This is a genomic window from Lysobacter gummosus (genome assembly GCF_001442805.1).
Classification (GTDB): Bacteria; Pseudomonadota; Gammaproteobacteria; order Xanthomonadales; family Xanthomonadaceae; genus Lysobacter; species Lysobacter gummosus.
The window spans coordinates 1,177,574-1,201,536 of the sequence record NZ_CP011131.1 but is presented as its reverse complement, the minus strand read 5'-3'; the positions used below and the strand labels follow the sequence as shown (position 1 = coordinate 1,201,536).

General features: G+C 63.2%; 16 protein-coding genes, 1 pseudogene and 1 riboswitch. Of the genes and pseudogenes, 6 read left to right on the top strand and 11 right to left on the bottom strand.

The features are described 5' to 3' along the window. Nucleotides 1-132: 132 nt before the first annotated feature. Together LG3211_RS04845 and olsF are read right to left on the bottom strand one after the other, a co-directional pair. The gene (locus tag LG3211_RS04845; protein WP_057941833.1) at nucleotides 133-960 is read right to left on the bottom strand and encodes a UDP-2,3-diacylglucosamine diphosphatase; all 828 of its coding nucleotides are present in this window, start codon (nucleotides 958-960) and stop codon (nucleotides 133-135) included. 24 nt (nucleotides 961-984) lie between these two features. Beyond that, nucleotides 985-2,727, bottom strand: a complete 1,743-nt coding sequence (gene olsF, locus LG3211_RS04840; RefSeq protein WP_187313182.1) for a bifunctional ornithine lipid synthase OlsF — start codon at nucleotides 2,725-2,727, stop codon at nucleotides 985-987. Nucleotides 2,728-3,065: 338 nt separating this feature from the next. Between olsF and metK the strand changes: the two genes are divergently transcribed. Further along, nucleotides 3,066-4,289: a methionine adenosyltransferase gene (gene metK, locus LG3211_RS04835; RefSeq protein WP_057941832.1), complete on the top strand. Its 1,224-nt coding sequence runs from the start codon at nucleotides 3,066-3,068 to the stop codon at nucleotides 4,287-4,289. Between the two features lie 106 nt (nucleotides 4,290-4,395). Here the strand turns inward: metK and LG3211_RS04830 are convergent, their stop codons facing one another. Then, the gene (locus tag LG3211_RS04830) at nucleotides 4,396-5,364 is read right to left on the bottom strand and encodes an XVIPCD domain-containing protein (RefSeq protein WP_057941831.1); all 969 of its coding nucleotides are present in this window, start codon (nucleotides 5,362-5,364) and stop codon (nucleotides 4,396-4,398) included. A 159-nt stretch (nucleotides 5,365-5,523) separates the two neighbouring features. After that, nucleotides 5,524-7,206, bottom strand: a complete 1,683-nt coding sequence (locus LG3211_RS04825) for a LysM peptidoglycan-binding domain-containing protein (RefSeq protein ID WP_057941830.1) — start codon at nucleotides 7,204-7,206, stop codon at nucleotides 5,524-5,526. Nucleotides 7,207-7,513: 307 nt separating this feature from the next. On the opposite strand from LG3211_RS04825, the gene LG3211_RS26735 reads away from it, so the two are divergent. Beyond that, a complete protein-coding gene (locus tag LG3211_RS26735) occupies nucleotides 7,514-7,888 on the top strand; it encodes a DUF3955 domain-containing protein (protein WP_222837577.1) in 375 nt (124 codons plus the stop codon). 67 nt (nucleotides 7,889-7,955) lie between these two features. Here LG3211_RS26735 and LG3211_RS04815 read toward each other — a convergent pair whose 3' ends face one another. Continuing rightward, on the bottom strand, nucleotides 7,956-10,538 hold the full coding sequence (locus LG3211_RS04815; RefSeq protein WP_057941829.1) for an alpha/beta hydrolase family protein: 2,583 nt from the start codon (nucleotides 10,536-10,538) through the stop codon (nucleotides 7,956-7,958). A gap of 320 nt (nucleotides 10,539-10,858) precedes the next feature. Next, a riboswitch (S-adenosyl-L-homocysteine riboswitch) is annotated at nucleotides 10,859-10,935 on the top strand. Between the two features lie 76 nt (nucleotides 10,936-11,011). On the opposite strand from LG3211_RS04815, the gene ahcY reads away from it, so the two are divergent. Then, nucleotides 11,012-12,457, top strand: a complete 1,446-nt coding sequence (gene ahcY / locus LG3211_RS04810) for an adenosylhomocysteinase (protein WP_057941828.1) — start codon at nucleotides 11,012-11,014, stop codon at nucleotides 12,455-12,457. Nucleotides 12,458-12,708: 251 nt separating this feature from the next. Here the strand turns inward: ahcY and LG3211_RS25430 are convergent, their stop codons facing one another. The 6 genes and pseudogenes from LG3211_RS25430 to LG3211_RS04800 all read right to left on the bottom strand — a co-directional run bounded on the left by LG3211_RS25430 (nucleotide 12,709) and on the right by LG3211_RS04800 (nucleotide 20,146). Continuing rightward, on the bottom strand, nucleotides 12,709-12,939 hold the full coding sequence (locus LG3211_RS25430; protein ID WP_148648751.1) for a hypothetical protein: 231 nt from the start codon (nucleotides 12,937-12,939) through the stop codon (nucleotides 12,709-12,711). A 323-nt stretch (nucleotides 12,940-13,262) separates the two neighbouring features. Beyond that, nucleotides 13,263-13,577, bottom strand: coding sequence for a hypothetical protein (locus tag LG3211_RS25425; protein ID WP_148648750.1), 315 nt, complete (start codon nucleotides 13,575-13,577; stop codon nucleotides 13,263-13,265). Nucleotides 13,578-14,014: 437 nt separating this feature from the next. Next, nucleotides 14,015-14,350, bottom strand: a complete 336-nt coding sequence (locus LG3211_RS25420; RefSeq protein WP_148648749.1) for a hypothetical protein — start codon at nucleotides 14,348-14,350, stop codon at nucleotides 14,015-14,017. A 9-nt stretch (nucleotides 14,351-14,359) separates the two neighbouring features. Beyond that, nucleotides 14,360-18,862 carry an RHS repeat-associated core domain-containing protein gene (locus LG3211_RS04805; protein ID WP_148648748.1) on the bottom strand — a complete coding sequence of 1,501 codons (4,503 nt, stop codon included), beginning with the start codon at nucleotides 18,860-18,862 and terminating at the stop codon, nucleotides 14,360-14,362. 271 nt (nucleotides 18,863-19,133) lie between these two features. After that, a pseudogene (locus LG3211_RS25415) lies at nucleotides 19,134-19,257 on the bottom strand (IS5/IS1182 family transposase); the annotation flags it as partial. Between the two features lie 205 nt (nucleotides 19,258-19,462). Beyond that, nucleotides 19,463-20,146, bottom strand: a complete 684-nt coding sequence (locus LG3211_RS04800; RefSeq protein ID WP_057941826.1) for a GNAT family N-acetyltransferase — start codon at nucleotides 20,144-20,146, stop codon at nucleotides 19,463-19,465. 311 nt (nucleotides 20,147-20,457) lie between these two features. On the opposite strand from LG3211_RS04800, the gene metF reads away from it, so the two are divergent. The 3 genes from metF to LG3211_RS04780 all read left to right on the top strand — a co-directional run bounded on the left by metF (nucleotide 20,458) and on the right by LG3211_RS04780 (nucleotide 23,940). Then, nucleotides 20,458-21,282, top strand: a complete 825-nt coding sequence (gene metF, locus LG3211_RS04795) for a methylenetetrahydrofolate reductase [NAD(P)H] (protein WP_057941825.1) — start codon at nucleotides 20,458-20,460, stop codon at nucleotides 21,280-21,282. A 283-nt stretch (nucleotides 21,283-21,565) separates the two neighbouring features. Then, the gene (locus tag LG3211_RS04790; protein ID WP_148648747.1) at nucleotides 21,566-22,840 is read left to right on the top strand and encodes a M12 family metallo-peptidase; all 1,275 of its coding nucleotides are present in this window, start codon (nucleotides 21,566-21,568) and stop codon (nucleotides 22,838-22,840) included. A gap of 386 nt (nucleotides 22,841-23,226) precedes the next feature. Further along, nucleotides 23,227-23,940: a hypothetical protein gene (locus LG3211_RS04780; RefSeq protein ID WP_057941822.1), complete on the top strand. Its 714-nt coding sequence runs from the start codon at nucleotides 23,227-23,229 to the stop codon at nucleotides 23,938-23,940. Nucleotides 23,941-23,963 lie beyond the last annotated feature (23 nt).

The window sequence follows — 23,963 nt, the reverse complement described above, 5'->3', positions numbered from 1 at the left end:
ACTTCAAACGCTCTCGCACGAAAGGCACTGGATTCCCGCCTTCGCGGGAATGACGGCCTGGAGAGATGGCGCTGAAGACTTGAAGACGTCCAGGTCCCGCTTAGCTCAGCCGCAACGCCTTAGCCAACCCACTCAAGCCGCATGCGGCAACTCCGCCGCCGCCATCCGCAACGGCCGCGCCGGCAGCATCGCCAAGGTCTCGCCGGTATGCGCCAGAAGGCGCAAGGTGCCATCGGGATCTTCCGCCAGCGCCGTCAGGCTTTCGACCCAGTCGCCATCGTTGGCGTACACGCACCCGTCGCGTTCGAACAGCGCCGCGCGGTGGATATGGCCGCAGACGATGCCGTCCAGGCCGCGCTGCTTCGCATCGCTCAAGCCGGCCTGGACGAAACGCGAGATGTAGCGCTCGGCCGCGCCGCTCTGGCGTTTCAGGAAATCGGCCAGCGACCAGTAGCGCAAGCCGAAACGGCGGCGCACCCGGTTGGTCAGCTGGTTGCTGGTGAGGATGCGGTCGTACAGCCAGTCGCCGAACTTCTCCTGCATGCCGCCGAACTGGGTCACGGTGTCGTAGTCGTCGCCGTGGGTGACCAGCAGGCGGCGGCCGTCGGCGGTGAGGTGGATCGCGCGCCGGCGCACCTGCATGCGCGGCAGCACCAGGCCGCAGAAGCGGCGCACCGAGCGGTCGTGGTTGCCCGGCACGTAGATCAACTCGGTACCGGCGCGGACCAGCGCGTGCAGCGCCTCGACCACCCGGTACTGCGCCGCGCCCCAGGCCGCGCGCCGCTGCGCCATCCACCACAGATCGACGATGTCGCCGACCAAATACAAGCGATCGCAACGCAGATTCTGCAGAAAATCAGCAAACTCCGCAGCGTGGCAATGCTTGGACCCCAAATGCACATCCGAAACGAATACTGCTCGACGACGTACCGTTAACTGAGTGATCGAGGCAGGACTCATGACACGTTCTCGTTGGCGGCGGGGTCAGGTGTCTACGGCGGCGTCCGATTGCGCGTTGGCTTCGGCGCGCTGCGAGGCGGCGCTGAGATAGCGCTCGCGCTTCTTCGGGCGCAGCAACTGCAGGTCCACTTCGATCAGGCCATCGACCGCGTCGCTGAACGCCGGATCCACGCCGAAGGCGAGGAAGCGCGCACCGCCGGGTTCGCACAGGTCGGTGTACTGCTTGTAGAGCATCGGCACGCTGGTGCCGAGCGCATCGAGATTGTTCTTGAGCACGCGGAACGCGGTGGCGGCGTCGAGTTCGTCGAACTTCGGCGGCGCGGCGCGATACACGAACGGCTGCTTGGAGAACGCTTCCGAATCCAGGTTGCCGTAGTAGCGCGCGTAGTAGGCGACGATCTGCTCGCGCGCGTCCGGCGGCAGCGCGGCGCTGATCGACACCGGCCCGAACAGATAACGCACGCCCTGATTGCGCAGCAGATAGGCGCCGATGCCCTGCCACAGATAATCGATGCTGCGGCTGTTCCAGTATTCCGGCGCGACGAAGCTGCGGCCCAGTTCCATGCCCTGGGCCAGGCGCGGCACCGCGTCGTCGGCGTAGCGGAACAAGGACGCGGTGTAGAGCCCGGCCAGGCCGCGCTCGGCCAGCACGCGGTTGCCGCGGGCGATGCGGTAGGCGCCGGCGATCTTCTGCTCGGCCTCGTCCCACAGCACGATGTGCTCGTACCAGCTGTCGTAGATGTCCACGTCCAGGCGCTGGCCGGTGCCCTCGCCGACCGCGCGGAAAGTCAGCTCGCGCAGGCGGCCGATCTCGCGCAGCAGCGGCGCGCCCGGGCGCAGGGTGCCGACCCGGATCTGCTTGCCGTCGGTGGTCTGGCCCAACGATTCCATGGCCTCCACGCCGGCGCGGACCTGGACCGGATCGACCGGGTCGATCAGCGGCTCGGGCCCGACCGGCGCGGCGCGCTCGCGCGGCGTGCCGATCGCATGCAGCTCCGAGCGCACCTCGCGCAGCAACTGGTTGGGGTTGCCGTCGGCCGGCAGATGCAGCGGGCGGCCGATGCGCAGGGCGATGCGGCGCGCGCGGCGGGCGAACATCTCGCGCGCCAGCAAGGCCGTGCCGACCGGCTTGAACAGGGCCGAGGCGCCGTAGAACAGCGCCGAATTGCGCGCCTCGATCCGCACCGGCAGCACCGGCGCATCGGTGCGGCGGGCGAAGCGCAGGAAGCCGCGCTGCCAGCGCCCGTCGGTGACCCCGCGCAGGCCCAGGCGGGCGACTTCGCCGGCCGGGAACACGATCACGCATTGTTCTTCGTTGAGCGCCGCCTCGATGGCGTGCAGGCTCTCGGCGCTGGGCCGGCCGCCGAGGATGCGCACCGGCAGCAGCAGGCCCTGCAGCCCGTCCAGCGCCAGCAGCAGATCGTTGGCGACGATCTTGACGTCGCGGCGCACCTGCCCGACCGCGTCGAGCAGGGCCAGCGCATCGACCGCGCCGGAGGGATGATTGGCCACGATCAGCAGCCGGCCGCTGCGCGGAATGCGCTGCAGCTCGGCCGGCTCCACCAGGTAACGCGCCTGGACGAAGTCCAGCGAGGCGCTGACGAAGGCGAAATCCTTGAGGTGGGTGGTCTCGGCCAGGAATTGGTCGATGTGGTCGAATTTCGACCAACGCCCGATGGTCCGGATCAAGGGTCGGGTCAGCACGGCCCGGCGACCACGGAACCATTGGGGGAAGCGTTCTTCCAGTCGGCGTTCGAAGTGCAGCATCGGTGTCGTCGCATCAAGGGCGGCGGTATGCCGCGCAGCCTGAGCGGGCGCGGCGACAGCCACATGGCGGTTTCGGGTCAGTCCCATGACAGCCCTGACCCGGCCTGAACAACGCAGCCTGGAAGGACAAAAACGCCAATCGACGCGCCTTCCTGGCATGCCCGGACAGCTTCCCATGCGCCACCGCATCCAGCCTCCCCCCAAAGGCCCAATCCGGTCAGGCGTTCAGGGACCGCTTAACGCCCGGACAACCCCGAGGCACGGCACAATGCGCGCTCCCGGCCGAGCCTGTATCATAGGCGGCCATCTTTTTATCCGAATCGAAGGATATTCGACCGATGTCCAGCTACCTGTTCACTTCCGAGTCCGTATCCGAAGGCCATCCGGACAAGATCGCCGACCAGATTTCCGACGCCGTCCTCGACGCCATCCTGGCCCAGGACAAGCGCGCGCGCGTGGCCTGCGAAACCTTGGTCAAGACCGGCGCGGCCATCGTCGCCGGCGAAGTGACCACCAGCGCGTGGGTCGATATCGAAGGCCTGGCCCGCAAGGTCATCAACGAGATCGGCTACAACAATTCCAACGTCGGCTTCGACGGCCACACCTGCGCGATCATCAACATGCTCGGCAAGCAGTCGCCGGACATCGCCGCCGGCGTGGATCGCAAGAAGCCGGAAGAACAAGGCGCGGGCGACCAGGGCCTGATGTTCGGCTACGCCTGCAACGAAGCGCCGGAATACATGCCGGCGCCGATCTACTACTCGCACCGCCTGGTCGAGCAGCAGGCCAAGATCCGCAAGCAGAAGAACTCCAAGCTGCCCTGGCTGCGTCCGGACGCGAAGTCGCAGGTCACCCTGCGCTACGACGCCGAGCACAAGGTCGCCGGCCTCGACGCGGTGGTTCTGTCCACCCAGCACGATCCGGGCATCAAGCAGAAGGATCTGGTCGAGGGCGTGTACGAGCACATCCTCAAGCCGGTGCTGCCCAAGGCGTGGCTGGACAAGCTGCCCAAGAACAAGGTGCACATCAACCCGACCGGCATCTTCGTGATCGGCGGCCCGGTCGGCGACTGCGGCCTGACCGGCCGCAAGATCATCGTCGACAGCTACGGCGGCATGGCCCGTCACGGCGGCGGCGCGTTCTCGGGCAAGGATCCGTCCAAGGTCGATCGTTCGGCCGCTTACGCCGCGCGCTACGTGGCCAAGAACATCGTCGCCGCGGGCCTGGCCGACAAGTGCGAAGTGCAGGTCTCCTACGCCATCGGCGTGGCCGAGCCGACCTCGATCTCGGTCACCACCTTCGGCACCGGCAAGATCAGCGACGACAAGATCGAGAAGCTGATCCGCAAGCACTTCGACCTGCGCCCGTACGGCATCGTGAAGATGCTCGACCTGATCCACCCGGTGTACCAGCTGACCGCCGCCTACGGCCACTTCGGCCGCAAGCCGAAGGAAGTCAGCTACGTCGACGCCGCCGGCAAGAAGCACACGGCGACCGCGTTCTCGTGGGAAAAGACCGACAAGGCCGACGAGCTGCGCAAGGATGCCGGGCTGAAGAAGTAAGCCGCCCGGCTCTGCCCGATCGACGAAAACGGAGCGCTTCGGCGCTCCGTTTTCTTTTGCGGGGCGCGCGATGCGATATCGCGCCCGCCCGACAGCGTTCGTCCGCCTACATCGTCTTGCTCGAGGTCGCCACCTCCACGGTCGGTGTGAGCGTCGGCGTCTGCGCGGCCTGCTGCACCCGCTCGTTATGCAGCCGGAGGGCTTCGCCGCTCAGCGCGGCCATCGATTTGTCCAAGGTAGCGTTCAGATCGACGCTGACCTGGCGCATCAGCTCGGGCCGCTCGGCGCTGCCGTTGACGGCGAAGGCCCGGGTGTAGGCGCCTTCGCCCGAAAACGCCAGGCGATCCACCGAACCGATTCCATTGCGCACGCATTCCACCGTCAGCGCCGCGGCCAGGTTGCGGGCGTGTTCGGAATACTTCAGGTCTTCCGCGCTTTCTTCATTGACCCGTTCGGGCGGAATCTTGCTGAGTATCTGCTCGTACAACGCGTGCTGCGGATGCGCGGCCCGCTCGGCGGTAGGCGCGGCGTCCAGATTGGCGCCACGGTAGGCGAGGTCCACCGGCAACGGTTTCTTTTCGCCAGCGGGCATGGGGCTGATCAAACGACCGTCGTGCGACAACTCCACGCCCGGCGTCATCGAGTTCTGATAGCCGTAGCTATAGTCGTCGCCGTTCGCGTACTTCTTCAAGCCGCAGCCGGCCGCGGCGATGGAACAACCTGCGTCCTGGTGAACCTCCACATTCATGCCCTTGCTCTCGAGCCAAGCCTTGAGCTTGCCGGGCAAGAACGCTTCCTTACCGGTCGCGTCGCCGCCCTGCTTGCAGACCAACACCGCCGACTGTCCGCTCAACGTGCCCAGGCCCGAGGCCTCCAGCGCGCTGTCGAGCTTGGGCTTGTACTTCGCCCATTGCTCTTCGCTGTCGCAGTCCGAAGACACGTGCGACAGCGCGACCTTGCCGTTGCCCGCCAGCGCCACCGCGACACAACCGTTCAAACCATCGGTCATCAGGCTGACCCGACCCGCATCGCCCGCCAACCATTCGTCTATGCCGACCTTGACCTTGTTGGTCATCCTGCCCTCGTGTGTTGAAGTGGAATTCGCAACGCGATCGCGCCTGTAATCCGGCGACGATTCGCGAGCCTCAACACCAACACGGAAAAAGGCCGCAGCAGCGGCCTTTTTCCTTCACCGCGCGAGCGGCGGCGAGCCCGGGTGAGCGAAACCGATCGCTCAGGAGGTCTTCACGTCCATATCGATGCGCTCGTAATTGCGCTTCGCGATATTGCCGTCGGCGCCGTCGGAAATCTCGAACAGGCCCTTGGCGAAGCCGTAGTCGTTCTGGTTGAGGTTGCGCGCCATCGACACCGAGAACTGATAGTTGCTGACCGAGTTGCCGTCGTAGTCGTGCGCCATCAGCGAAGGCTGGCTCATGCCGCCGAGCGTGTCGCCGGCCTTGTCGGCCTGGCGGTTCAGGGCGCTCATCTGCGCTTCGGTGAAGGTCAGCTTGACGGTCTGGTTGGCGTGGATCGCGCCGTCCTGACTGGCGCCGCCGCTGGCGGCCCAGTTGAGCATCTTGGCTACGTTGGCGCCGTTGGCGCCGCCGGTGTTGACGGTAAACTCGTAGGTGCGCTCGGACAGGATCTCGGTGCCCTGCGCATCGAAACGCTGGGTGAGGTTGAGCGGCACGTTGTCGCCGTACTTGACCTGACTGGTCAGCGCCACCGAGCCGTCGGGGTAGGTGGTCTGGGTGAAGGTGCCGGTGTTGGGCGAGTTCAGCGCGATGTCGGCCTTGAACTCGGCGCTGCCGAACGGCTTGATCTTGGCTTGCAGGCGGCCCTGCGAGGAGAAGTCGAAGCGTTCGATCGAGGCCACATCGCTCACGCCCGGCGTCTGGTGCGCGACTTCGCCGGTGGCGTTGAAATGCGCATAGGCGGCCTGACCGTCGGGATTGGCCAGATCGAACGTCGCGGTGCGCACGTTCGACTCGCCCAGATTGTCCTGGCGGCCGAGCATCACCGAGCCCTTGTCGAAGCGCAAGCCCGCGCCGTTGAAGGCCTCGAAGGCTTTGTTCGGCCCGCTCATCACCTGCACATGGGTGTCATCGACCTTGGTCACCGAGTAGCTCACGCCCTCGCCGTCCTTGATCTTGGTTTCGAAGCCGATGTGGCGGAAGGAACCGGCCAGTTCGGTCTGCTGATAATCCTGCCCGTCCATGATCACCGTCGCGCCCTTCGGGATCGTGGTCGGATCGAACGGGTTGATCGTCGCGGCTGTAGCCGGGTTCTGGTTTTCGCCGGGCAGGATCACCTTGTAGCGGGCACGGAAACCTTCGCCGCTGCTGGCCTCGCCTTCGATCGCGTTCTTGCCGCCGACGCCGCCCTTGGCGTTGAGCAAGGTGACCTCGGCGCCGGTGACCTGGATCTCGGTGTTGCCGTTCTTGTTCGCGATCGACATGGCCAGTTCGCCCTCGGCTTTCACCTTGAACTGGACCTTGTTGCCGTCTTGCCCGGCGGGCGTGTGTTCGAGCTTGCCGGTGAGCTTGACGCTGCCCGCGCCCGGATTCCAGGTGATGTTGCCGTTGGCGTTGCCGGCGCTGTACTCGCTGGTCGGCGCGCCGTGGGTCGCCTTGTACGGGCTCGACATCGGATCGTGCGTGACGCTCTGCGGCGCGGCCGGAATATTGAGGTCGTCGCCGTGGAAGATCGGATCGGTCTGGCCGATCATCCTGGCTTCGTCGCGCCGCGCCTTGTCGCTGAACAGCTGCGGATTGGCCTCGCGCAGCGCCTGCGGCGTGATGCCGAACTTGTCCGCGATCTCGGCGACGGTTTCGTTGTAACCGACTTTGTACGTGCTCGGCTGCGTCTGCGGCTGATAGACCGGACCGCCGCCGCCATCGATTGCGGGCATGTTCATAGGAAAAGCCTCGGGGGGATGAGTTGCGCGCAGTCTAGGAAGCGCGGCCCATCGTCAAACCTGGGAGCGGCCCTAGGTCGTGGCTGTCATAATTCGAATCTCAGGTGCGACGTCACAGTTGCGAATGTTCGATTCGTTTCGCGAGAGCAACATCGCTGTAAAAAAACAGTCACGAAAGCTGTTTTTTGTTCGCGGCTGAGTCGATAAGGCGTCATCGCCGTTCGATGACGGCCTTGCTCTCCCGCTATGTCGGTGCCGCGGGCCCGTCGTCCCGCCGTTACGAATTGGTCGCGCCGCTGCGACGCGCATGAACCAACGCCGCTTCGCCTCACTCTGGCTTCATCCCCAGCCCACAAGCGCCGCCCAACCTGCGAGGCATCGCGATGCCGATGTCGCCGCATTGCGCACCGACCTCGCCGCGATCCGACGTCCCCACTCGCAGGAACCCGCAATGATCCGTTTATTTTCGCTGTCCACGCTGTCGCTCGCGCTGCTCGCATTGGGCGGCGGCTGTTTGCTCGCGTTCGGTTCGATCGGCTCGACCATCGACGAACAAGGCTTCCTGCACGAGCCCTTCGCTCTGCTGCCGATCGGTTGGCTGCTGATCTTCGCAGGCGCGCTGCTCGCGATCCTCGCCGGCTTGCGCACGCTGCTGCGCGCGCCGCGGCGGCAGGCGCGTTGACGCGGCGCGAGGCTCGCCGATAGCCGTCTCGGCCGCGCAGCGCGAACGCGCTGCGCGGCCATCAGGATTATTTCGCCGCGGGCGATGCGCTCCTGGCCGGGGCCGGCGCTTCCGGCTTGGCGTTCTTCACATACAGATCCAGCCAACGGTTGGTCTCGGCCAGCAACTGCATGATCGATTCGCGCGCGCGATAGGCGTGGGCTTCGTTGGGCAGCATCACCAGCCGGGCCTTGCCGCCCAGGCCCTTGATCGCGGCGAACAGGCGCTCGCTCTGGATCGGGAAGGTGCCGGAGTTGTTGTCCTGCTCGCCGTGAATCAGCAGCAGCGGGTCCTTGATCTGGTTGGCGAAGTTGAACGGCGACATCGCCTCGTAGGTGGTCTGCGCCTGCCAGTAGTTGCGTTCCTCGGACTGGAAGCCGAACGGCGTCAGCGTGCGGTTGTAGGCGCCGCTGCGGGCGATGCCGGCCTTGAACAGGCGCGTGTGCGCGAGCAGGTTGGCGGTCATGAACGCACCGTAGGAATGGCCGCCGATGGCGATGCGGTTACGGTCGGCGACGCCGCGGCGCACCACTTCGTCGATCGCCGCCTGCGCGTCGGCGGTGAGCTGCTGGATGTAGGTGTCGTTGGGCTCGCGATCGCCTTCGCCGACGATCGGCATCGACGGGTTGTCGAGCACGGCATAACCCATCGCCAGATACGGCAGCGGCCCCCAGTAACTCACCGCGTTGAAGCGATAAGGCGAGCCGGTGACCTGGCTGGCCGCGTCGGCGGATTTGAATTCGGCCGGATACGCGTACATCAGCATCGGCAGCGGGCCGTCGCGCTTGGCGTCGTAGTTGGGCGGCAGGTACAGGTTGGCGGTCAGCTCGACGCCGTCGCTGCGCTTGTAGCGGATCTGCTCTTTCTTGATATCGCGCAGCTGCGGGGTCGGATGCGGGAACTGAGTCAGCGCGCGCGGCTTGGCGTCGGCCTGGCTCAGATCGCGCAGGTTGAGGTTGGCCGGTTCGGTCGGCGACTCGCGCATCGTCAGCAGGCGCGTGCCGGCGTCGTCGATCAGCATCAACGGCTTTTCGTAGTACGGCGCCTGCGAGTGGAACAAGCGGGTTTTCTGCTTGTCGGCCAGATTCAGGCGATCGACGAACGGGCGATCGCCCTGGCTCGATGCGCCGTCGCCGGCGTAGTACAGGCTGGCGCCGTCGGCCGATCGCAGCAGGCGCTCGAAGCCGTTCGCGTCACGCTGCATCAGCGGGTCGCCCGGCGCGTTGTAGCGGTCTTCGCTGGAGCCTTCGAACACCAGCTCCGGCTCGCGGTCGCCGTGATCCGGAGCGATCCGCCACTGCTTGGTCTTGCGCGTCTTCCACCAGAACTCGTCGACCAGCGCCAGATCGCCGTCGCTCCAGCGCGCGCGTTCGAAGCGCGAGCTCAGGCGCGCGATGGTCTGCGGCGGATTTTCGAACGGCGCGGCCTGCATCAACACCGCGTCGCGGACGTCGGCCGCGCGCGACGGATCGCCGCCGTCCTGGGCTTCGGCCCAGACCAGGGTCGCCGGCGCGTCGCTGCGCCAGTCGATGTCGCGCACGCCGACCGGCACCGCATCGTTGCCGGTGGGCAAGCCGTCGATCAAGGGCACGCGGGCGATTTCGTGTTCGAACTTGCCGTCGGGGCTCAGCACTTCGATGCGGTGGGCGAACATCGACGCCGGCACCTGGTACGAGAACGGGCGCTCCAGTTTGATCGCCAGCACGTGGCGGCCGTCCGGCGACGGCGCGGCTTCGGTGTACAACGCGGGCAATCCGGCCTTGGCGACCTGACCGGTCAGATCGACGGTGGCCAACTGCGAACGCAGGTAGTACTCGAACACGCGCGCATCGTTTTCGTTGCGCAGCAGATCCTGGTAGGTGCGGATCTGGCGCACGGTCTGGCTGGCCTGGGTTTCCTGCGCGGCCGGGCCGGTCGGAGCGGCGTCGCCGGCGGGCGGCTCGCCCTGCTCCTGCGGTTGCAACTGGATCAGCAGGCGGCGGCTGTCGGGCATCCAGGCGTAGCCGTTGCCGACGACGGTGTTGAGTCCGGACACCAGCTTGCGGGCGTGGCGGGTTTCGCGCTCGACCAGCCACAACTCGTTGGCACCGCTGGCGGCATCGACGCGGTTGAAGGCGATCCAGCGTTGATCGGGCGACCACTGCAGGGTCGCCAGCGATAGCGGCGAGGGCAATCCTTCGATCTCCAGGCGCTTGCCGCTGTCGACATCGAGCAGGCTCAGTCCGGCGCCGAAGCTGAAGCGGCTTTGCGCGTGCACGCGCGGGTGGATGCGCAGGCCGGCGAGCTTGAGTTCGGGCTGCGCGACCACGGCGATGCCCGGCAGCGACGGCGTTTGCACCATCGCCACGGTGTCGCGGCGCGGGCTGAGGAACATCGTCGGCGGACGCGGCGCATCGACGATGGCCTGCAGCGGCTTGGGCGGCAATTGGTAGCCGTCGGCCATCGCCTGCGGCGCGGGCGCGGCGGCAGGCTTGGCGGTGCGCGCGGACGCATCCGGCGTCAGCAGCGCCAGCGCCAGGGCCGGCGCCAGCAGGCTCAGCAGCAGGCCGCTGCGGCGGCGGCTGGGCGGAAGCAGGCCGTCGCGGCCGGAACGTCGCGCGTTGGATTTCATGTCGATGCGATCCTCAAAGAATGAACGTCGGCTGCGGCCCCGCCCGGCGGCCGGCGCGGCCGCCGGGCGCTGCTGGGCGTGCGCAGCGCCCGCCCGAGCTTAGCCCGCGGCCGCGACCGCCGGCGTATGCCATTGGGGCCGCCCGCAGGCCCGGCGGCAGTGGATGCGCCCGTGCCGGCAGACCGTGCAAAGCCATTGCCGGCGCGGGCCTTGGCGCGTGCGAAGGGCGGCCCGGCGCGGGCTTCCCGGGCGGATTCAGCGCGCCGGCGCGGCCCGTGTCGTGCGACCGCCACGGGCGCCGCGATATACTGTCCGCTCAACCCGCCGAGGGGCGCTGCGACCGTGAACGCCACGGCCAGGCTCGGCGAGGTGCAGGTCCCAACGGCGCCCGGTTTGAGTCCATCGGTGTTCCCCGCCGAGGCTCGCCGGACCCGGCATCCCGCCGGCTCCCCAAAGAACTGGAGCTCCTCCCAATGAACGCAGTACCCAAGACCTTCTCGACCGAAGGCGATTACAAGGTCGCCGACATTTCCCTGGCCGATTGGGGCCGCAAGGAAATCGACATCGCCGAGCACGAAATGCCGGGCCTGATGTCGATCCGCAAGAAGTACGCCGTCGCCCAGTCGCTCAAGGGCGTGCGCGTGACCGGCTCGTTGCACATGACCATTCAGACCGCGGTCCTGATCGAGACCCTGCGCGACCTCGGCGCCGACGTGCGCTGGGCCTCGTGCAACATCTTCTCGACCCAGGACCACGCCGCCGCGGCGATCGCCGCCAGCGGCACCCCGGTGTTCGCCTGGAAGGGCGAGTCGCTGGAAGAGTATTGGGACTGCACCCTGGAAGCGCTGACCTTCCCGGGCAACGGCAGCGACAAGCACCTCGGTCCGCAGCTGGTCGTGGACGACGGCGGCGACGTCACCCTGCTGATCCACAAGGGCTATGAGCTCGAAAACGGCGACGGCTGGGTCAACACCCCGTCGGGCAACCACGAAGAACAGGTGATCAAGAACCTGCTCAAGCGCGTGCATGCCGAGCGTCCGGGCTTCTGGCACACCGTCGTGCGCGACTGGAAGGGCGTCTCGGAAGAAACCACCACCGGCGTGCACCGTCTGTATCAGCTGGCCGAAGCCGGCGGCCTGCTGGTCCCGGCAATCAACGTCAACGACTCGGTCACCAAGTCGAAGTTCGACAACCTCTACGGCTGCCGCGAATCGCTGGCCGACGGCCTCAAGCGCGCGATGGACGTGATGCTGGCCGGCAAGGTCGCTGTGGTGTGCGGTTACGGCGACGTCGGCAAGGGCTCGGCCCACTCGCTGCGCGCTTACGGCGCCCGCGTCGTGGTCACCGAGATCGACCCGATCAACGCCCTGCAGGCGGCGATGGAAGGCTTCGAAGTCAACACGGTGGAAAGCACCCTCGGCCGCGGCGACATCTACGTCACCACCACCGGCAACAAGGACGTGCTGACCCTGGCCCACATGCAGGGCATGAAGGATCAGGCCATCGTCTGCAACATCGGCCACTTCGACAACGAGATCCAGGTCGATGCGCTGGTGGCGTCCGGCGCCAAGCACCTCAACATCAAGCCGCAGGTCGACAAGTACACCTTCGCCAACGGCAACTCGATCTTCCTGCTGGCCGAAGGCCGCCTGGTGAACCTGGGCTGCGCCACCGGCCACCCGAGCTTCGTGATGTCGAACTCGTTCTCCAACCAGACGCTCGCGCAGATCGACCTGTGGGCGAACAAGGACAGCTACGAGGCCAAGGTCTACATCCTGCCGAAGAAGCTCGACGAAGAAGTCGCGCGCCTGCACCTGGAAAAGATCGGCGTGAAGCTGACCACCCTGACCGACGACCAGGCCAAGTACCTGGGCGTGTCGGTGGACGGTCCGTACAAGCCGGATCATTACCGCTACTGATCGGTTCCGCCGTCGGGCGGGTTAGTGCGATAACGGACGGGCGCCTTCGGGCGCCCGTTTTTTTGAACGGCTTGTTGAACGACTGCACCGGTGCTGTCGTAGTCACCAATCCAATGGCCAGACTCGTCGTATGGCGTGTAGGTCGCAACCTTGCTCGTGTCGTTGGGAGCGAGCCCAGCCCTCAACGCCTTAATTGTCCGTCCAACTCTCCAGCCCTAAGGGGTCAGTTCATTACCGAGACCATTCGACTACTACTTCGATCGCTGCTTAGATGCCAGTAAAGATTTTGCAACTTCTAAATTAGCTGCAGCGGCTTTCTTTAGCCAGTACATGCCTCTTAATTGTGCGGCTTCATCCGTGATTTCAAACAACCGCGTTGCGTAGTTGTACTGCGACACCGAATCACCATTTTCAGCACCTAGACGATTGATGCAGATAACAAAGTCAGGCCTGGATTTGGCAATTTCGGATGCCAGTTTCAATGGGGCGGCCTTATCGCCTGACAAGGACGCTCGATACAAGTCAGCTGTCCTGCGGTCGGCGAGGAGTTCTCGCCGAATGCCATGACTCGAGTCGTCGTCGCATGATAACGAATCAGCTGCGATGCAAGGAGTAAGGCAGCAAAACACCAGAAATCCAACAAGAAAAATCCGCGTCTTGTACATTTTCTAGTCGCCTTCTCAATACGGTCAGCGGCTGTTTTTGAGGAAATAGCATTGCCCCTAAAAGGCAATAGGAGCGGGATCACATTATGAGAGTCATTAGGCGCGGCGCGCCGATTTTGTAATGAGCACATCTTATCTTTCTACTCGTAGCCACGAAACCTTACGACCTTCAAGTCGCTTCTTCTAATCCAGTACTCATAAACTCCGCCGCGTATTCCTTTTTCCCTTGGGGAAAAAACAACGACATAGTTCCCCTTGTTTTCGCTGATTCCAATATTATAGTTATCAGCATTAGAAATGTACTCTTGCCACTCCCAGTCAGTCTTTTTTAGCTTTCCAAGATCGGATATGAATTTCGTGCGCGCCACGCTGGCCGCTTCCAGTGCCCTGGACTTCTCTTGGCCATGCACAGAAAACATTGTGAGTGCGATGACCAGGAAAATAATCAGTGCCATTTGACTTCGAATTATCTTCATAAATTCAAGCCTCGTATACAATTTAATATTGACTCGATGACTGATGCCGGGCCACAACCGCAAGCATCCTGATTGTTCTTTGCAGGCTGAAGCAGCTCGACAATACCAGTATTCGCGCCCGAGTTCTATATTAAGTATTTTTCCGAGAGTATCCGGAGCATCACGCTGAAGCCGCCCCTCTCGTTTTGGATGCGCAAGACGAGATCGCGTATCAGCTCAATAAAACGACCGGCATCGCGCAGTCACTCGTGGATATTCGCGCTGGCGCTTTCAGTCGGCAACCTGCAGGGGTGGAGGCCTCCCGCTGGTTGGGGTGAACGAGTAAAGATCGCTGCAAAAAGAAAGGCCCCGTTGCCGGGGCCATTTCCCATGTTCCTCCGTATGTCGTACACACGGCGTTAGCTAAGCTTCATACGCTAAAAATAGTTGGCAGTTTTTTCCACCCTCATGTTTTCCTTTGACACCCAAACCTCACCGCCGCCGCCGGAAAAATTCTTATTGCGAGGCAGGAAAACAAAGACGAAATATCTTGAATTTTGACTAATGCCTATGTTGTAGCTGTGAATGTTTCGCATGTAATCGCCGTCAGCACCGGGCGTCGTGTGCCTTTCAGAGATATTTTTTGAATATGACGATATAGCAACATCGGCCGCTTTGATTAGGCGATCAGGCGGCTCCCCTGCCGCAAGTCGCAGGGGGACGGATGAAATCAGTACTAATATCATGACCGCTATATTTGTGATGATATTCATTGCTTGTCCTCACTCGAGACCCAAGTATTCCATTATACTTTCAATGATGCTCTTTTTTCTGGGGGCGCTGCAATCACATGCATCTTGGTTCCTCGGCGACGGCTGGGGTAGTGGTTGGGCATCCCCTCTCCCCATGCTGCTGTACTTGAGTATTTTCCCGGTGGGAGTTCCGAGCCACTCGAACTGACCATACGGTATACGTATGTCGCCTGCTGAGAAAGTTTCTCGAATGGGCTTGGCAGGATAGGGTTCACGAGCGTGAGTATGCCATTTTCCAAGTGAAATTAAGCCTGCGGGCGGGTCTCCAGCATTGACATATTCAGTATTCCAGCTAGTCCTGGGGTCATCGTATGTGTAATAACCATTCTTTGTCTTATATATCCAGCTACCATACTCCCAATTATTTCTTAGAGAGTATGGAAGTGATTCCACGATCGCGTTTGCCGCTGCAATGTCTGGAGTGAGATAACAGTCGCCAGGTCTTAATCCAAAGGGATCCGTTGATTCTAGGGGGCTGGAGTATGCATAAGAATAACTACTTATGCCTCCAGATAGTCCAATTGGATCGCTCTGTACGTAACGACCAGTGCCGGGGTCGTAGTCGCGGAAGTAGTTGTGGACGAGTCCGCTACCGGCATCGAATCTCTGCCCCGGCAAGCGCATGTTGAACAAAAACGCAACGCCATCCAGGTCAGGATCCTGGTTGGGGGTATCCTTGCCGAAAGCCTCACCCTTTGCGCTCCACGTCCAGATCGCCATATTGCGGGTAGGATCGATGACAGCGCGCGGCGTGCCTAGGTGATCAGTCTCTATGTACTTCAACGACTGCGCGATGGCCGCACCGGCCAGCAACCCAACGGGCGCATCGTCCATCCAGATGGCTTGCTGGATTGTTGCGCCGGTGCTGTCGTAATCCCCGACCCAGTGTCCGGCTTCGTCATATAGCGCATAGTTCGTAACCGGCCCGGTATCGTTATTAATCGCTGCGACCCGCTCACCCTTTCCGTTATAGCGGTAGCCCATCGTCACCACACCGCTCTGCTTGATCTGTTTCATGCGGTCATTGGCGCTGTAAACGAACTCCTTCGTCGTGCCGCCAATTGAGGTCGTGTTACCTACCGCATCGTAGCCGCGCGTGATGGCGCCCGCTTTAGCAAGCTTATGACTGCCGGGGGCATAGTCGTAAGTGCTGGTGCCGATACCGTTGGTAAAACTCTTGCGATTGCCAGTCTGGTCATAAGCGTAGGTTTCCAAGGCCGTGCCACTGGGGCCATCGCGAGTAACGTTCAGACGGTTCAAAGCGTCGTAGTCGTACTTCGCCAGCGTCGTACTTTGCAGACCGTCCTTCAGCTCGGTCAGATTTCCGACCGCGTTGTAGCCATAGCCCAGGGACAGGCCGCCGCTGGCGTTGTCGAACACGGTCTTCGGGCGATAGTCGAGATCGTAGCTGCGGCTCAGAGTGCGGCCATTGCCATAGGTCCAGCCGGCCACCGGCCCGAAGGGCTGATAGGTGGCGCCGGTCAACAGCGGCGTGCGGACGCCACCTGCCGGCGTGACGTGGACCTGTGCAATACGCCCACTTGCGTCGCGCGTGTAGTCGGCGACCGCGCCGTCCGGATAGGTGACAGCTTGCAGCCGGCCGGCGTTGTTGTAGGCGTAGCGCAACGTAAAGCTTTTGCCGCTGACGATCTGTACCTTGCGCGCCACGCGGCCGAAGCGGTCATAGCAATACTGCAACTCGGTGCCGTCGGTGCGCATGGCACTGAGCCGACCCTTTGCGAAAGTCTCACCCGCGGCGCAGGCGGCACTTGCGGTGTCGTAGTCGTACTCCACATCGGCGGTCCCCGCCGCGGTGTAGAAGATCGCTGTTGGCCGGCCCAGCACATCGTAGGTATACCGATGCGCTGTCGCGTCATTGGCGTCCTTCTTGGTTGCCAGCAGGCCGGCGGCGTCATACGTGAAGTCGGTGATGCCGGTGTCCGGACTTTCGAGGCGGGTTTGATCGCCTAAGCCGTTGTAGCCGTAAGTGGTCGCCAGTCCATTGGGATCGGTAACCTGCGCGACTTGATCGCGTGCGTTGTATTTCACTTTGGTATCTACAGCCAAGCCATTGGCGTCTTGCAGAGTGCGTATCAACCGGTTCAGCGGGTCGTAATCCTGGTCCGTTATCCGTCCAAGCGCGTCGGTGGACGTGTTCGGGTTGCCTCGGCTGTCGTAGGTAAGGCTCGTCGCATTCTGTGATGCGTCCTTGACGGCCTGCAATTCGTTCAACAGGTTGTAGACCCGCGAGAACGTCTTCGTAATTGCGCCGCTTGCGGTCTTGATGTCTTCTTTGACGCGATTGCCGCGGCTGTCGAGGGAATATTGAATCGAGTTACCGGCCTCATTGGTAATCGCGGTCAGGCGGCGTGCGGTGTCGTAGGTGTAGCTGGCGAAGGCACCATCCGGAAGCGTGACTTTCTTCACCAGCCCAGTCGGCCAGTAGTCCAGGCGCGCGATGCGATCGTCGCTTTCGCTCGCGTCGTTGTCGCCGCGCGTCTTGATCGCGGCAAGCCAGCCACGGGTGTTGAACTCGTAGTCGGTGACGACGTCGTTGATGTCTCTCGACGAAATCGCTCGCCCGGCGCCGTCATACCGCAGAACTTCCTGACTGGTTTGACCCAGGGCGTTCTCGACCTTCCACAAATCGCCTTTGCGATGTGCGCAGTTCGACGGCGAACTTGCGCAACCCGCGTCGTCGCTGGGGTAATAGACATAACGGGTTACGTCCGCCACATCCGTGCGCGCGCCGTCTTCGGACAGCAATAACCCGACCAGCGGACAGGAGCCAGCGGTAACGTCAGCCTGCTCACAGTAACGGTAGGCGGCTGTGCGCGGGGCCAGCAGACCGGAGGGATCGATCTGGGTCGCCGTCAGCGTTTGGCCGCGATTGTTATACGTCCACGTGTTTTTGGCGACCAAGGCGTCATTCGCGTCGAGGACGCGGCTTTCCAAAGGCACGCGAAAGCTCGTATGCCAATCGGTCTGAGTGGTGCGGCGGTGGCCGGTGGTGTCGTTGGACGCTTCCACGGTTTGTAGCGGCAAACCGCGAGCATCGAAATCGTAGTCAGTCGTCACGCCGTTATCGTTGATGACGTCGTACCGACCGTTGGTGTCGTAGGCGTACTCCATCGTGCGGGGCGCGCAATCCACGCACTCCGTGATGATCTTGCGCGGCAGAATCTTGTAGTTCACCGCTGTCAGGTAAAGCTTTCGGGTCGCACCCGACGGCAAGCCGATGGCGGTATACGCCATATACGTACGGTTGTTCGACCGCTCGTAATTGGCGCTGTAGCGATCCAGCGAACCGGACAACTCGGTGTCTAGGGCGAGGTCCCAGTTGTAGTGAGTGGACGAGTAACGCGCGCCCGACTCATCTTCGACGCCAGTCAGCGCGCCATCCAGAGTAGTGGCCGAACCGAGATAGCTCGCCTCATCGTATAGGTACTTGACGGTAGAGCCGTCTTGATACTCGACGACGCTTAAACGATTCTGCGGCGTATATGAAAATTTGATCGCACGCCCATCCGGCAGATTCAGTTTGGCGATCAGATTTGCCGCGTTGTACTCGAAGCCGAGCGTACGCCCAAGAAAATCCCTGACTGAGACCAGCAGGCCGGCGGCATTGTATTCCAGTGTTTGACGATACCCGTCCTGATCACGCAACTCGATGAGTCGCCCGTCGGCGTTGAATACTTCGTAGTGACCATCTTCGTCTTGATACTCCCATCCAGCTGGCAGCTGTTTCAGGCGATAGTCCTGGCCGACCGCTGGGACCCAATCCCCTCCGGACTCGGACTGCTCGAACGACGCCATTTTTCCGTCGGGTCTTGACACGAGCACGGTGGTCCCGACGACGCCAAATACGCTCCATCGGCCGATTCGACTGCCATAGTTGAATGTGCGGTTGCCGCCCAGCGTGTAGGAGTGCGGAGGAAATGCTCCGGCGGGCAAGAGGTAGTTGTAGGTCCAGGAAAACTCAAGCGGGAACGGACCCTCGCCCCGATACTCGACTTTAGATTCAAATTTGTTGCCGTTTCCGGCGTTGATTGGATCGCCGAAACATTGCCCAGGGCATTTAGGCTCACCCATATTCTTCTCGGGCTGAGCGAGGTGGTCGTCTCCGAGAAAGGTCGCATAAAGCCATGTTTCAGGACCCGTCCGAAAATTTCCAGCTGAATAAATATTTCCGCCGTCGATACAGTGACTGCGATGGTATTGCAGGGTATCGACAAGGGCGTAACAAGCATCCCGTGCTTCCTCAGGGGTCTTGCAGTAGGCGCGCAAGCGTACGCTGTTAGGATAGTTCGAGTACCCCCAGCTTTTATCGCAGGCCTGGGCAGCCCAGGGCATGGATAGCGATAGCAGCAAGGTCAGACGCAACAGCGCGACTATCCACAAGGCGCTTTTTTTGCGGTCTGCGGTCTCGGGGGGTATAGCCCCGAATGAATTTTTTATTGAACCTAACTTCACGGTGCAACTCCTTTTGGCGCGGCACTACGGCATAGGCTGAAAGCCTGTGCCTTGGGGATGCGGTTTGATGAGACGAGGGGCCGCGCGGAGTGGCGGGCCGAGCTGCTATGGAAGCGGAGTAAGGCGAGCGGCATATGACGTATCCATGTCAGTGTCAGTAGTTAGGCTGGCCAACGGTCCAGCGTGGCGAGCACATCGAGATCATTCTTGAACATAGCGTCGGTGACAAAAGTCTCTTTTGGCGAGACCGGCTGTCGGATACCAAGGGAATATGCACCAGACCCGAATCACGATCCACACCGATATGCGCTTTCAGACCGAAGAACCATTGGTTACCCTTCTTGACCCGATACATCTCCGGGTCGCGCGTCACTCCGGTTGTTGGTCGAGCTGGGCAAATGGTTACGGACGGATTCGCGCCGAATCCGAAGCGATCGGCACCGCCACATTGTCGTCAGTCACGACCTTGCGTACCAGGGCCAAAAAACCGTGTAATTCCAGGTGTTTCAGGCACGCAAATTGAGCTGAAACATCGCCAGTAGCTACATCATGCGACGCGGCTTCGCGGCGATTGCTTCGTGAAACTTCTCAGCACACTGTTTATTCGCCTACCCACCGCAACGACCAAAACGGAATATCCCGCCGCAACCGATACCCATTGCGCTCATACAACTCGATGGCCCGCGGGTTCTCGTGACTCACATGCAAGAACGGAATCCGTCCGCGCGCGTGGTTGTCGTTCGACAGAAAGATCAGCAGACGCCGTGCGTAGCCGCGACCGAGGAAATCGGGGTGGGTGCAGATAGCGCTGAGTTCGGTGTAGTCGTGCGTGCCCATGCGCTCGCCGGCCATCGCGGCGAGGCGGTCGCCTTGGTAGATGCCGAAATAACGTCCGAGGTCCATGGTGTGCGGGCGGAAGTAGTGCGGGTAGACCAGCGCGGTCAGCGCCAGTACGTCGTCGCGCTGGTCGGGGCCGAGTTCGACGATGTCCGCAGCGTCGGCGGCGGCGATGGGGTCGGGGCTGATCATCTGCGCCAGGTCGGTCATGTGGCGCAGTTCCCAGCCGGGTCCGACGCTGGGCGCGCGGCCCAGCAGCAGCGCGGTGTCGCCGGGTGGGACCAGGGCGGCGAGCGATGGGTCCATCGCTTCCCCGTGGCGGGCGACGCCGAGAAACGGCGCGATCGATGCGGGGTAGCGCGCGGCGTCGCCTTGGCCGAGAGCCAGCTCGCGATGACGGGTGCTCAGCGATTGCCAGATGGGGTTGTCGAGGATGTGGTCGGACATGGCGCGCGGTTCGAGCCGGAGATGCGGAATCTATAGCGCAGTGGCGCGGCGAACGCAGCCGGCACGGCCGTATGGGTAGGCATGTCCGCCCAGGCGGCGGTTCGATCTCATCAGGCCGCTTCGGGCCCGCAAGGCCGCGCTTGCATACCCCTGTACTCGCCACGCGATGCCACGAAGTGCCCCCTCCGCCCCTTCCCAGCTCAGCCCCGCCCCGTTTCCGCGGCAACCAACCCCGCCAAAACAAATTTGATTCATCGCGATAAAGAGATATTATCCCCATACTTCTCGCCCACGCCGCCGCGGCCCCGCCCATGCTGCCCATCAGCTTCGAGTTCTACCCGCCCAAGACCGACGATCAGCGCAGCCAGCTCGACAAGACCGCGGCCAAGCTCAAGCCGTATACGCCGCACTACGTCTCGTGCACCTTCGGCGCCGGCGGTTCGACCCTGAGCTATACGCCCGAAACCATTCGCCGGCTGCGCCAGAAGCACAAGCTCGACGCCGCGCCGCATCTGTCCTGCGTCGGCGGCACCCGCGTGGAGATCCGCGAACTGCTGGCGCTGTATCGCGACATCGGCTGCAAGCGCCTGGTCACGCTGCGCGGCGACCTGCCCTCGGGCATGGCCAGCGCCGGCGACCTGCGCTACGCCAACGAACTGGTCGAATTCATCCGCGCCGAAACCGGCGACCATTTCCATATCGAAGTCGCCGCGTATCCGGAAACCCATCCGCAAGCGCGCGACGCGCATTCGGATCTGGAGAACTTCAAGCGCAAGGTCCGTGCCGGCGCCAACGGCGCGATCACGCAGTACTTCTACAACCCCGACGCTTACTTCCGTTTCGTCGACGACGTGCGCGCGTCCGGCATCGATATTCCGATCGTGCCGGGCATCATGCCGATCGCCAACTTCAGTCAGTTGCGGCGTTTCTCCGACATGTGCGGCGCGGAGATTCCGCGCTGGATCGCCCAGCGCATGCATGCCTACGGCGACGACGCCGACAGCATCCGCGAGTTCGGCGCCGACGTGGTCGCGCAGTTGTGCAGCCGCTTGATCGAAGGCGGTGCGCCGGGCCTGCATTTCTACACGCTCAATCTGGCCAAGCCGACCTTGACGGTGCTCTCGCGCATCGCCTGAAGCGACCGCCTTGGACGCCGCGAAACAGCCGTTCATGTACATTTAAACGGATGCGGTTCGTCACAAAAAATAATGTCCAGGTCTAATACCTGCGACGAACTGCTAAGGCAGTTCTCACCTTGAGCTTGTCCTAGGACAAGTTCGGTCTTGAGCGCCGAGACGGCGCGGTAGCTCACTGCCCGCAGGATGCATCGCCACGACGAGCGATGCCCTCGCGACCGCCGACGCGAACCCAGGCCACGGGTTCGCGGCGCGCAGCGGTCCTCTATGGAGAGTGAGCATCATGATGCCCGCACGCAATAAATTGCTGCCGTTGAATCTCGCCATCGCTCTGTCGCTGGGCTTCGCCGGCGCCGCTTCGGCCGCCTCGCCCGCCCCGCTGTTCTCCTCGCCCGCCAACGCCGTGCTGCGCAGCGCCAACACCGATACCGCTTACAAGGCCGTCAAGGCCGAGCGCGCCGCGGTCAAGGTCGATCTGGTCCGCGCCGATACCGCGCAGATCAACGTGAACCAGGAGGAGCTGCTGCTCAACCTCGCTCCCGGCGTCAACCTCAAGGCGCACAAGCTGCAGGCGCAAAGCAAGCCCGACGGCATCGTGATCTGGCAAGGCCTGGTCGGCGATCCGAACGCCCAGCTCAAGCGCATCAATCAGTTCACCGGCGCGGAGTTGATCGACGATCCGGAAGAGTCCGCCATCATCGTGCGCCAGGGCGACCAGATGTCCGGCACCGTGCGCAGCGGCGGCAAGCTGTACCGCATCGATCCGCTCAGGAACGGCGGCCACACCGTCAGCCTGATCGACGAAGCGCTGATGCCGCCGGATCACCCGTCCGCGGCCTACAGCGCCAAGCCGATCGTTCCGTTCCTCAACGATCCCAAGTTCAACGAAGCCGCGGCCCTGGACAAGGCGCCGGCGACGGTGCGGGTGATGATCGTTTACACCCAGGCCGCCGCCAACGCGGTCGGCAACACCCTGACCAAGGCCAATCTGGCGATCACCGAGAGCAACCAGAGCTTCGCCAACAGCGCGGTCAACGTGCGCTTCGAGCTGGCCGGGCAATACACCAACAGCTACGTCACCGCCGGTTTCAACACCGACCTGACCCGCTTCCGCGGCACCAGCGACGGCTATCTCGACGGCTATCACTCCACCCGCAACAGCATCGCCGCCGACGTCAACGTCCTGATCATCACCGATCCGGCGTACTGCGGCCTGGGCTATCTGAACTCGAACGCGGCCAGCGCCTTCAGCGTGGTCGGCGCCAGCTGCATGACCGGTTACTACAGCTTCGCGCATGAGATCGGGCATAACTTCGGCGCGCACCACGATCCCAGCAACGGCACCAACACGGTCTATGCCTACGGCCATGGCTATTGGGGTCCGAACAACGCCTGGCGCACGATCATGGCTTACAACTGCCCGGTCAATTGTCCGCGCCGGAACTATTGGTCGAACCCGAACATCACCTACAACGGCGCGCCGATGGGCACCGCGGCCAAGAACAACAACGCCCGGGTGTTGAACGAACGCGCGACCACGGTGGCGGCGTTCCGCTGATGATGGTTGCGATCGCGCTTGATGTGGCGGCGTAGCCGCATCTGGTTCGATGTTCTTTGTAAACAAGCTCGCCGTCGCAGTGTTTGCGGCGGCGAGTTCGTTTTTGGGTTTCCTGATGTCCGATACGAAAGCATCGGGGCTAAAGCTGCCTCCGACAAATGCCGTCCTCCCACAAGAAACTTCGCGAGCGGGAAGTTTTTTGTGGGAGGGAGCTTCAGCCCCGATGCTCTTCATTCAAATCACCAGAAACTTTCGCTTCAAGCCTTACCGCGAAGCCATCGAGGCCTTCCCATAACCGACCTCGCACCTGCCACGCCGCCCCGCCCCACCCGCAAATCCACGCCTGCGCACTGTCCACGACCGCTCCCCGGCGCTAGTCTTCGCCGATGCCTTCGTTCGCCCGACTCTGCCTGTCCCTGCTGCCGCCGCTCGCCTTGACCGCGATGGCGCTGCATCCCGGCGCCGCTCAGGCGCAGATCCGCCGTTGCACGGACACGCGCGGCAATTCGGTCTACACCGATCGCGACTGCGCCACGGTCGGCGGCGTCGATCGCCTGCCGCGCGGCGCCGCGCAAGCGCAACCACCGGCCTACACCGGCGGCTGCGCGCGCAATCTGCGCGATCTGGTCGGCCAGATCACCCACGCCATCGACGCGCACGACGGCAACAAGCTGGCCTCGGTGTATCACTGGGCCGGCATGTCCGACGCGCAGGCCTACTCGGTGATCGAGCGCCTGGACGCGATCGCGCAACGGCCGCTGCTCGACATCGCGCCGGTGATGCCGTCCGCACCCGTGGCCGCGCCCGCGGCCGGCGAATGGACCACCCTGCCGCCGGCGGCGCCGAACGCCGCGCTCACGCCGCTGCCGCCGGCCACCTCCGCGCCGCCGCCGGCCACCGGCCTGGGCCGCCCGGCCGGGATGGACGCCGAGGCCGCGCCGCCCGAGGCCGCCGTCCAGAGCGAAGCCGCGGCGCCGGTCGCGCAACGTCGCGCACCGGTGGCGCTGCGCCTGGAGCAAACCCTGGGCAACGGCATCACGCCGTCGCGCACGGTGTTCGGATTGACCCGCCATTTCGGCTGTTGGTGGATCAAAGGCTGAACGGGCGCGCCGCCCTCGTGCGG

Bases quoted from the DNA above. Each gene is read 5' to 3' on its own strand.
- LG3211_RS04845 (WP_057941833.1), bottom strand. From the start codon at position 960: ATGAGTCCTGCCTCGATCACTCAGTTAACGGTACGTCGTCGAGCAGTA.
- olsF (WP_187313182.1), bottom strand. From the start codon at position 2,727: ATGCTGCACTTCGAACGCCGACTGGAAGAACGCTTCCCCCAATGGTTC.
- metK (WP_057941832.1), top strand. From the start codon at position 3,066: ATGTCCAGCTACCTGTTCACTTCCGAGTCCGTATCCGAAGGCCATCCG.
- LG3211_RS04830 (WP_057941831.1), bottom strand. From the start codon at position 5,364: ATGACCAACAAGGTCAAGGTCGGCATAGACGAATGGTTGGCGGGCGAT.
- LG3211_RS04825 (WP_057941830.1), bottom strand. From the start codon at position 7,206: ATGAACATGCCCGCAATCGATGGCGGCGGCGGTCCGGTCTATCAGCCG.
- LG3211_RS26735 (WP_222837577.1), top strand. From the start codon at position 7,514: ATGAACCAACGCCGCTTCGCCTCACTCTGGCTTCATCCCCAGCCCACA.
- LG3211_RS04815 (WP_057941829.1), bottom strand. From the start codon at position 10,538: ATGAAATCCAACGCGCGACGTTCCGGCCGCGACGGCCTGCTTCCGCCC.
- ahcY (WP_057941828.1), top strand. From the start codon at position 11,012: ATGAACGCAGTACCCAAGACCTTCTCGACCGAAGGCGATTACAAGGTC.
- LG3211_RS25425 (WP_148648750.1), bottom strand. From the start codon at position 13,577: ATGGCACTGATTATTTTCCTGGTCATCGCACTCACAATGTTTTCTGTG.
- LG3211_RS25420 (WP_148648749.1), bottom strand. From the start codon at position 14,350: ATGAATATCATCACAAATATAGCGGTCATGATATTAGTACTGATTTCA.
- LG3211_RS04800 (WP_057941826.1), bottom strand. From the start codon at position 20,146: ATGTCCGACCACATCCTCGACAACCCCATCTGGCAATCGCTGAGCACC.
- metF (WP_057941825.1), top strand. From the start codon at position 20,458: ATGCTGCCCATCAGCTTCGAGTTCTACCCGCCCAAGACCGACGATCAG.
- LG3211_RS04790 (WP_148648747.1), top strand. From the start codon at position 21,566: ATGATGCCCGCACGCAATAAATTGCTGCCGTTGAATCTCGCCATCGCT.
- LG3211_RS04780 (WP_057941822.1), top strand. From the start codon at position 23,227: ATGCCTTCGTTCGCCCGACTCTGCCTGTCCCTGCTGCCGCCGCTCGCC.